Annotated in this window: 10 protein-coding genes; 5 read left to right on the top strand and 5 right to left on the bottom strand. The window is 71.5% G+C overall.

Features of this window, described 5'->3' with window-relative positions; translation table 11 throughout:
• Positions 1-509: hypothetical protein (locus tag H0488_RS19890; RefSeq protein WP_220794815.1), on the top strand; the 509-nt coding region annotated here is incomplete at its 5' end.
• A 3-nt stretch (positions 510-512) separates the two neighbouring features.
• The gene (gene pknB / locus H0488_RS19885) at positions 513-2,462 is read left to right on the top strand and encodes a Stk1 family PASTA domain-containing Ser/Thr kinase (RefSeq protein WP_183100968.1); all 1,950 of its coding nucleotides are present in this window, start codon (positions 513-515) and stop codon (positions 2,460-2,462) included.
• On the opposite strand, the gene H0488_RS19880 is transcribed toward pknB, so the two are convergent.
• Positions 2,459-3,247, bottom strand: coding sequence for a DUF881 domain-containing protein (locus H0488_RS19880; RefSeq protein WP_183100967.1), 789 nt, complete (start codon positions 3,245-3,247; stop codon positions 2,459-2,461). The genes pknB and H0488_RS19880 overlap by 4 nt on opposite strands.
• A 102-nt stretch (positions 3,248-3,349) precedes the next feature.
• Between H0488_RS19880 and H0488_RS19875 the strand changes: the two genes are divergently transcribed.
• Positions 3,350-3,862: a cell division protein CrgA gene (locus tag H0488_RS19875; protein WP_312856447.1), complete on the top strand. Its 513-nt coding sequence runs from the start codon at positions 3,350-3,352 to the stop codon at positions 3,860-3,862.
• Between the two features lie 151 nt (positions 3,863-4,013).
• On the opposite strand, the gene H0488_RS19870 is transcribed toward H0488_RS19875, so the two are convergent.
• Together H0488_RS19870 and H0488_RS19865 are read right to left on the bottom strand one after the other, a co-directional pair.
• Positions 4,014-4,943: a rhomboid family intramembrane serine protease gene (locus H0488_RS19870; RefSeq protein WP_312856446.1), complete on the bottom strand. Its 930-nt coding sequence runs from the start codon at positions 4,941-4,943 to the stop codon at positions 4,014-4,016.
• A gap of 7 nt (positions 4,944-4,950) precedes the next feature.
• Positions 4,951-5,463 (bottom strand): peptidylprolyl isomerase, encoded by a 513-nt coding sequence (locus H0488_RS19865; RefSeq protein WP_183100966.1) that lies wholly within the window; start codon positions 5,461-5,463, stop codon positions 4,951-4,953.
• Between the two features lie 170 nt (positions 5,464-5,633).
• On the opposite strand from H0488_RS19865, the gene H0488_RS19860 reads away from it, so the two are divergent.
• A complete protein-coding gene (locus H0488_RS19860) occupies positions 5,634-6,230 on the top strand; it encodes a hypothetical protein (RefSeq protein ID WP_183100965.1) in 597 nt (198 codons plus the stop codon).
• A 37-nt stretch (positions 6,231-6,267) separates the two neighbouring features.
• On the opposite strand, the gene H0488_RS19855 is transcribed toward H0488_RS19860, so the two are convergent.
• Both H0488_RS19855 and H0488_RS19850 read right to left on the bottom strand, forming a co-directional pair.
• Entirely contained in the window at positions 6,268-6,624 is a 357-nt protein-coding gene (locus tag H0488_RS19855; protein WP_183100964.1) for a DUF3817 domain-containing protein, read from the bottom strand.
• Positions 6,621-7,454 (bottom strand): SURF1 family protein, encoded by an 834-nt coding sequence (locus H0488_RS19850; protein WP_183100963.1) that lies wholly within the window; start codon positions 7,452-7,454, stop codon positions 6,621-6,623. The genes H0488_RS19855 and H0488_RS19850 overlap by 4 nt, the downstream gene beginning before the upstream one ends.
• Before the next feature lie 139 nt (positions 7,455-7,593).
• Between H0488_RS19850 and H0488_RS19845 the strand changes: the two genes are divergently transcribed.
• Positions 7,594-8,274, top strand: a 681-nt coding sequence (locus H0488_RS19845; protein ID WP_183100962.1) for a FadR/GntR family transcriptional regulator, incomplete at its 3' end; no start/stop codon positions are given.

Below are 8,274 nucleotides of genomic sequence, written 5' to 3'. Positions count from 1 at the left end.
AGAAGAAGTCGCCGCTCCCGGCAGTGCTGATCGTGCTGCTCCTCGTCGCGGCGGCGATCGCCGCCGTCGTCCTGCTGCTGAACCGCGACGACACCGACCCGACCAGCAGCGACGACCCGACCGACGCGACCAGCCGGACCTCCAGGTCGGCCACCCGCGAGACGACGCCGACGACCGAGACCACCCCGACCACCCCGACCACCACCGCCGCCGAGACCGTCACCGTCAACGCGGACGACTACCTCGGCCGCGACCGGTTCGACGTGGAGGCCGAGCTGCAGCGGATGGGGCTCGTGGTCCGGCTCTTCGAGGACGAGAACCCCGGCGGCGAGACGCAGGACACGGTTTCGGGTCTCGAGCCGACCGGGGAGCTTCTCGTGGGCGACCCGATCGACCTGCACTACTGGGGCGCGGCCGCGCCCGAGACGACGCCGACTACCGAGACGACGCCTCCGACGGACCCGACGGCCACGGACACTGGTCTCACAGATGCAACGGAAGGTGGCTGACGAATGAGCAACGCCGGGCCCACGGACCCGCCCGGGAACTCCGGGTCGGGATCCACGGTCGGCGGCCGGTACCAGCTCGGTGAGCTGCTCGGCCGCGGCGGCATGGCGGAGGTCCGCAAGGGCATCGACACCCGCCTGGGTCGCGTGGTCGCGGTCAAGCGACTTCGCACCGACCTCGCCAGCGACGCGACGTTCCAGGCGCGCTTCCGGCGTGAGGCGCAGTCGTCGGCCTCGCTCAACCACCCCGCGATCGTCGCGGTCTACGACACCGGCGAGGAGCCGGCCGCCGACGGCGTCGCGCAGCCCTACATCGTGATGGAGTTCGTGGCCGGCCGCACGCTGCGCGACATCCTCCGCGAGGGCCGCAAGATCCTGCCCGAGCGGGCGCTCGAGATCACCAGCGGAGTCCTGTCCGCCCTCGACTACAGCCACCGCGGCGGGATCATCCACCGCGACATCAAGCCCGGCAACGTGATGCTGACGCCGTCCGGCGACGTGAAGGTGATGGACTTCGGCATCGCCCGGGCGATCAGCGACGCCGCGTCGTCGATGACCCAGACCGCCGCCGTGGTCGGCACCGCGCAGTACCTCTCGCCCGAGCAGGCCCGGGGCGAGTCGGTCGACTCCCGCTCCGACGTCTACTCCGCCGGCTGCCTGCTCTACGAGCTGCTGACCGGCCGACCGCCGTTCGTGGGCGACAGCCCGGTCGCGGTCGCCTACCAGCACGTGCGCGAGCAGGCCGAGCCGCCGTCCCACCACGACGCCGACCTCAGCCCCCAGATCGACGCGATCGTGATGAAGGCGCTGGCGAAGCGGGTCGAGGACCGCTACCAGTCCGCCGGCGAGATGCGCAACGACATCGAGCGCTACCTCGCGGGCCGGCCGGTGTCCGCCGTCGTACCTCCGCCGCTGCCCGTCGACGACCCGCACCCCACCGCCACCGCGGTGGTGCCCACCGCCGGCACCAGCGAGACCCAGATCCGTCGGGGGGCCGCGGTCCCGTCCGACGACGAGCGCGACCGCAGCCGCAAGGTGTGGCTGTGGCTGGTGCTGGGGCTGCTGGTCCTCGCGCTGCTCGCCGCCGCCTTCATCGCGTGGCCGAAGCTGTTCCCCGACGAGCCCACCGATGTCCAGGTGCCCGGCGTCATCGGCCTCGCCCGCGAGGACGCCCGGGGCCTGCTCGCCGACGAGGGTCTCTCGATCGACGACAAGCAGCGACAGTGCAGCGACCAATACGACGCCGGTCAGGTCGTCGACCAGGAGCCCGAAGCCGACACGTACGTCGAGCCCGGCTCGGAGGTGACGCTGGTGCTGAGCAGCGGTGCCTGCGACTTCGCGATGCCCGACGTGGTCGGCGACCTGCAGCGGGTCGCCATCGACACCCTCGCCGACGCCGGCATCAAGCGCGCCAACATCATGATCGCGCCCGAGGCGTGCGACACCGACGACCCGAAGGGCACCGTCGTCGAGCAGACGCCGCGGCCGCAGGCGTCGGTCGGCAAGGACGACACGGTGACGCTCTGCCTGTCCGACGGACCGGAGGTCGTCCCCGACGTGATCGGGTTGCGTCAGGGCGAGGCCGAGCGGCTGATCATCGAGGCGGGCTTCCAGGTCGACGTCCGCGACGACGTCGCGTCCGAGCGGCCCAAGGGGGAGGTGACCGACGTGATCCCCGGCGAGGGCGAGGAGTACGAGCAGGGCGAGACCGTCACCATCTTCGTCTCCGTCTTCGAGGAGCCCACGACGACGGCGCCGCCGCCGCAGACCGACACCGACGGCGACGGGCTGACCGACATCGACGAGGCCACCCTCGGCACCGACCCCAACAACCCCGACTCCGACGGCGACACGTTCAACGACGGCGACGAGGTCGCCGAGGGCAGCGACCCGCTCGACCCGCTGAGCATCCCCGTCCCCGGCAACGGGAACGGCAACGGCGACGGGCAGGACTAGGCGCCGCCGAGCGGCTCTGCGTAGCGCAGGTCGAGGAGTCCGTCGTACGCCGGTGCCCGGACCAGGTCCTGGTCCTCGATGCTCCAGCCGATCTGGAGCGCCGGGTTGGCCGCGTCGGTGCGGTAGCCCGTCACCAGCGGGTCGGCGTCGACGGACGCGGTGAGCGCGTCCGGGTCGCCGACGGCCTGGATGACGTAGGGCTGCGGGTAGGGCACGCCCTGCAGCTGCACCACCGGGCCCTCGCACTTGATGCCCGTCGTCGAGATCACCCGCTGGCCGGCGATCGTCACGGCCGTGGCGCCGCCGCGCCACAGCGCGTTGACCACGGCTTGGATGTCCTGCTGGTGCACCACCAGCCGGTCGGCCTTGTAGCCCTCGGCGACGGCGTTGTCGAGGAGGTCGGCCGGGGAGTCGTAGAGGGTGATCGTGAGGCCCGGACCGGTGCGCGGCTCGAGCCCCGCCGGGTCGCGCAGCTCCTCGATCCGCTCCCGCGTGCGGGTCACCCGCAGCCCCTGGACGCCCTCGGTGAGCTCGTCGACGTCGTCCTCGAGCGCCTCCAGCTCCGCGAGGACCTCCTCGTAGTCGGCGGCCTCCTCCTCGACCAGCCCGGCGAGGTCCGTGTAGCGCCCCGGGCGCAGGTCCGTCCCGCCGCTGTCGGCGGCCGAGATCACGAACAGGGAGCCGCTGAGCAGTGCGACCACAGGGGTCGCGACCCGCCAGCCGAGCGACCGGCGCGGGCGCGGGGGCGGGTCCTGCGTCGGCCCAGCCGCATGCGCACCCGTCATAGTGTCTAGGGTAGGCGCCGACGGTACGGCGTACCGTGCCCGTCCCCTGCCTGTCCCCTGCCTGCCTGTGCAACTGTCTGTCACCACTGAGGAGCCCAGCCCGTGAAGTTCTCCCGCCCGAGTCTCAAGCGGTCGGACAAGTCGGCCCTCAAGCGGTCCGAGAAGTCGATCTTCGGCGACACGGTGACCGGACCGATGCTCAGCGCCCGGTTCATCGCCTCCCTGGTGCTGATCCTCGGCGGCATCGGCTGGATCGCCTACTACTACATCGGCGTCCGCCCGATCGCCGGCTTCGGCGAGCCCGGCGTGGTCACCGGCTGGAACTTCGTCGGTGACCTGCAGGAGTGGAACTACCTGATCGGCTTCGCCGCGATCATGCTCGGCCTGATGATCGCCGCCCACCCCTCCACGCCGCTCGGCCGGGGCCGCGGCGTCGTCGTCGGCATGCTCGGCTGCTTCGTGATCGGCCTGATCTGGATCTGCACGTACTACGTCGTCGGCACCGGCGACCACGCGCAGGACCTGGCGGTCTTCAACGACCTCGAGCAGAAGAACCTGTTCGTCGGCATCGCGTTCATGGCGGTCGGCTTCACCTTCGCCACCAAGTGGGAATAGCCCACCCGGCTCGAACTCACCCCGATTTCCCGTCGACCCGGCTCCAAGTTGGAGCCGGGTCGATGCGTTCGGGGGTCATCCACAGGTTTCTCCACACCGGGGGATAACTACATCGATGTAGTTACCCACAGGTGTGGGAAAACCTGTGGGATCAGGCCAGGACGGCGGTGCGGGCGAGGGTGGCGGCGACCAGGGCCGCGACCATGAGGGACAGGCCGGCGACCTGGAGCAGGGTGCGGCGCTCCTTGGGGGCGTAGACCAGCAGCGCGGTGACGAGCACGCCGCCGAGGAAGCCACCGAGATGGCCCTGCCAGGAGACGTTCGGGACGACGAAGGTGATCACCGCGTTCAGGGCGAGCCAGGTCAGGATGCTCTGCACGTTGCCGCCGACCTTGAACGCCACCACGAGCAGGGCGCCGAGGAGGCCGAAGATCGCGCCGGAGGCGCCCAGGGTCGAGGAGTCCTGGCCGGAGAACCAGTAGACGCAGACCGAGCCGGCCAGCCCCGAGACCAGGTAGAGCGCGAGGAACCGCGCCCGGCCGAGCACCGCCTCGATCTGCGGGCCGAGGAGGTAGAGCACCACCATGTTGAAGCCGATGTGCCAGATCGCGACGTGCGCGAACATGCTGGTGAACAGCTGCCAGTAGGCGCCGTCGGAGACGCCGGGGAACCACTGGCCGTCGGGGATCCGGCTGCAGAGCGACTCCGAGTCGAAGCGGGGGTAGAACGAGCCCGGGTCGGCCGCCGAGCCGCACGCTCCGGTCGGGAGCAGCGCGATCCGGTCGACCACCGTGCTCTTCGCCCAGCCGGTCGCGAGGATCGCCACCCACACCAGCCCGTTGAGCGCGACCAGCACCATCGAGGTCAGGTTGGGGTTGGCGGACCGCTTCCCGCCGTACGCCGCCTGGGCCTGGCGCGTGGTCTTCGCGCCCTCCTTGACGCAGTCGGGGCACTGGAAGCCGACCGCGGCATCACGCATGCAGTCCGGGCAGATCGCCTTGTCGCAGCGCTGGCACCGGATATAGGTCTCGCGGTCGGGGTGCCGATAGCAGGTCGGCACCCCGACCGGGGGCTGGGTCACGGGTGCCTCAGGCTCCGGTGATCTCGACCGACTCGATGACGACGGGCTCGACGGGCCGGTCCATCGCACCGGTCTCGACCGCGGCGATCGCGTCGACCACGTCGCGGCCGGCCTGGTCGGCGACCTCGCCGAAGATGGTGTGCTTGAAGTTCAGCCACGGGGTCGCGCCCACGGTGATGAAGAACTGCGAGCCGTTGGTGCCGGGGCCGGCGTTGGCCATCGCGAGCAGGTAGGGCTTGTCGAAGACCAGCTCGGGGTGCGGCTCGTCCTTGAACTGGTAGCCCGGTCCGCCGGTGCCGGTGCCGAGCGGGCAACCGCCCTGGAGCATGAACCCGGCGATCACGCGGTGGAAGGTGAGGCCGTCGTAGAACGGGCCGGTGCGGCCGTTCGGGGTGGAGTAGGACTTCTCGCCGGTCGCCAGGCCGGTGAAGTTCGCGACCGTCTCGGGCGCGTGGTTGGGGAACAGGTTGATCGTGATGTCGCCCTTGTTCGTCTTCAGGGTGGCCTGGAGGTCCGCCATGACTGCCTTTCGCACTGCTGGGTCTGCGCGGGCACCGGTGCCCGCGCGCTCGGCCCGATCCTACGGGGGCCGATCAGGGCGGTGGCCTGCACGGTCTGCGCGTGGTGGGATGGGGTAGTGACCCTCATAGTGATGGGGCGTTCAGATCTCGGATTGGGAAAGGTTCGGCAATGGGACTGCGGAAGAAGAAGACGCTGCTCGAGCAGGCGGAGGGGTACGTCGGGGCGGCGATCGATCAAGCGAGGGACTTCGTGCAGGACACCGCTCTGCCCGCGATCTCCGATGCCAAGGAGAAGGCTGCACCGGTGGTCGCCGCCGGCGCCGCCACGGTCGCCGAGAAGGCGAGCGAGGCGAAGGTGAAGGCGGCCCCCGTGGTCGCTGCCGGCGCCGCAACGGTCGCGGCCAAGGCCGCCGAGGCGAAGGGCTACGCCGAGACCAAGGCCGCCGAGCTCAACGGCTCGAAGCCGAAGAAGCGGTCGAAGGTGAAGACGCTGCTGCTCCTCGGCGCCGTCGGCGGCGGGGTCGCCGTGATCGCCAAGAAGCTCCAGGGCAGCGCGGGAGACAGCGGCGGCTGGCAGTCGTCGTACGACCCGGCGCCGCCGCCGAGCCCCGCGGCCAGCGTGCCGCCACCGGCTCCGGAACCGGAACCCACCGTGGCCGACACCGCGGCCGACACCGGCACGGACAGTGGCGCAGACACCGCGGCGACGCCCGAGGCTGCCGACCCCCTGACGGACCCGCTCCCGACGGAGACCGAGCAGCAGTAGCCCGACGGCGGCCAGTTGTCGGCGCCAGTTGCCGGCGTCAGTTGCTGGCGAGTTCCGGGTGCTCATCCCGGAGCTGGCCGGCGACGCGGCGCTCGACCCAGAAGATCAGGGCCGGCACCAGGCCGGCGACCATCATCAGCAGGAAGCGCGGCAGCGGCCAGCCCGCGCGCTGCGTGAGCACGAACGCGATCACGACGTAGACCATGTAGATCCAGCCGTGGACCACCCACACCGGCGTCAGGTCGTCGCCGAGCTGCTGCAGCGAGCTTCCCTGAGGAATCAGGCTTTCGTGCAACACGTGGGCGTACTTGAACACCGAGGCGACGGTGCCGACGAGCAGCAGCACGCCGACGATGAAGGCCAGCACGCGGTAGGTGTTGAAGAGCCCGCTCACGGGGCCGAACCTACCGGGCGGTCCGCGCCGTCGGACTCGGTGGGCTCGGCGGGCCCGGTGGGCTCGGCGGGATCCGGCCGGCGGGCCGTGGCCTCCCGCACGAAGCGCCACCACAGGAACAGCGCGAACAGGCCGAAGAGCCACCACTCGATCGCGTAGGCGAAGTTGCGCCACGCGGTGAAGGTGCCGACCGGCGGCAGCTGGTCGAGGGTCGCGGGCTCGAGATCCGTCGTACCGGCGTTGCCGCCGCCGGACTCCTCGGTCGCGTCGGGGTCGACGACGACGTAGGCGCCGTAGAGGTCGACGTCGACGCGCTGGACCAGGTCGGCGATCCGGACCTGGGGAAACACGTCGTCGGTCGGGTCGTCGTCAGCGGCGCCGGTGCCCTCCCCGGGCTGCAGCCAGCCGGTCAGGCTGGCCGTGCCGGTCGGCGGCGGCGGCGCGGCCGCCGGGTCGTCACCGGGCAGCCAGCCGCGGACCACGGGGATCGCCGCGTCGTCGGGTCCGCCGACGGTCAGCGGCGTGACCACCCAGCTGCCGTCCTGGCCGTCCGCCTCCCGTCCGGAGACGAGCACGGTGCCCTCAGGCAGCCAGGTGCCCTCCAGCGTGACCGGTCGGCCGACGTGCTTGGTGGGGAACGGCTCGTCCGGACCGAGGACGTCGGTGAGCGGCTCCGGCTCGGAGTTGGTGAGGTCGATCCGCTCCGCCTCGCGGTGGGCCGCCCACGCGTCGTACTGCCAGAGCCCGAGGGCGACCGCAGTCCCGACGCACGCCAGCGCGATCAGGTGCGCCCCCCACAACCGGCGACTCCACCACCTGACGACCTGCACCCGATCAGCCTACGGACCCCCCACCCGGCTCCTCTCCGCAGCCCCACGACGCCGAGTCGGCTCTTGTCGACAAGAGCCGACTCGATGGATTGGTAAGACCACTTGACCAACTGGCCACTCGTCGCCTACCGTTCCTGGCATGGCCTTGCAGCGCGTGACCCGGAAGTCGGTGTCGGACCAGGTGTTCGACCAGGTGCTCGGCGAGGTGGTGGACGGCGGCCTCGCGGTCGGCGAGCAGCTCCCCAGCGAGCGGCAGCTGGCCGAGGTGCTCGGCGTCTCCCGGCCCGCGGTGCGCGAGGCGCTGCAGCGGATGGCACAGACCCGGCTGGTCGAGGTGCGCCACGGTGGTGGCGCGACCGTCCGCGACTTCCGGAAGTACGGCGGACTCGACCTGCTCCCGCGCCTCCTGGTCCGCGACGGCGGGGTCGACCCGGCCGTCGCCCGGAGCATCGTCGAGACCCGGACCTCGGTCGCCCCCGGCATCGCGGCGCTGGCCGCTGCTCGCGGCGGCCCGGCCCTGACGGCGGCACTCTCCGCGGTGGTCGACCGGATGGCCGTGACCACGGACCCGGTCACCTGGCAGGAACTGGCCCTCGAGTTCTGGGACGTGGTCGTCGACGGCGCCGACTCGATCGTGTTCCGGCTGATGTTCAACGGGCTGCGCGCGGCCTACGAGCCGGTGCTGCCCGCCCTGGCCACCGTCCTGGCCGCCGAGGTCGGCCAGGTCGACGCCTACCGGGTCCTCGCCACGGCGATCGACGCCGGCGACCCCGGCACGGCCCGCGCGGCCGCCGAGCGGGTGCTGGCCCCCACCCACGAC

The sequence above is a fragment of the Nocardioides pelophilus genome (assembly GCF_014180685.1).
Taxonomy (GTDB): domain Bacteria; phylum Actinomycetota; class Actinomycetes; order Propionibacteriales; family Nocardioidaceae; genus Nocardioides; species Nocardioides pelophilus.
This window is presented reverse-complemented; position numbering and strand designations above follow the sequence as displayed.

Coding starts and splice junctions, on each gene's coding strand:
- H0488_RS19865 (WP_183100966.1), bottom strand. CDS start 5,463: ATGGCGGACCTCCAGGCCACCCTGAAGACGAACAAGGGCGACATCACG.
- H0488_RS19880 (WP_183100967.1), bottom strand. CDS start 3,247: ATGACGGGTGCGCATGCGGCTGGGCCGACGCAGGACCCGCCCCCGCGC.
- H0488_RS19860 (WP_183100965.1), top strand. CDS start 5,634: ATGGGACTGCGGAAGAAGAAGACGCTGCTCGAGCAGGCGGAGGGGTAC.
- pknB (WP_183100968.1), top strand. CDS start 513: ATGAGCAACGCCGGGCCCACGGACCCGCCCGGGAACTCCGGGTCGGGA.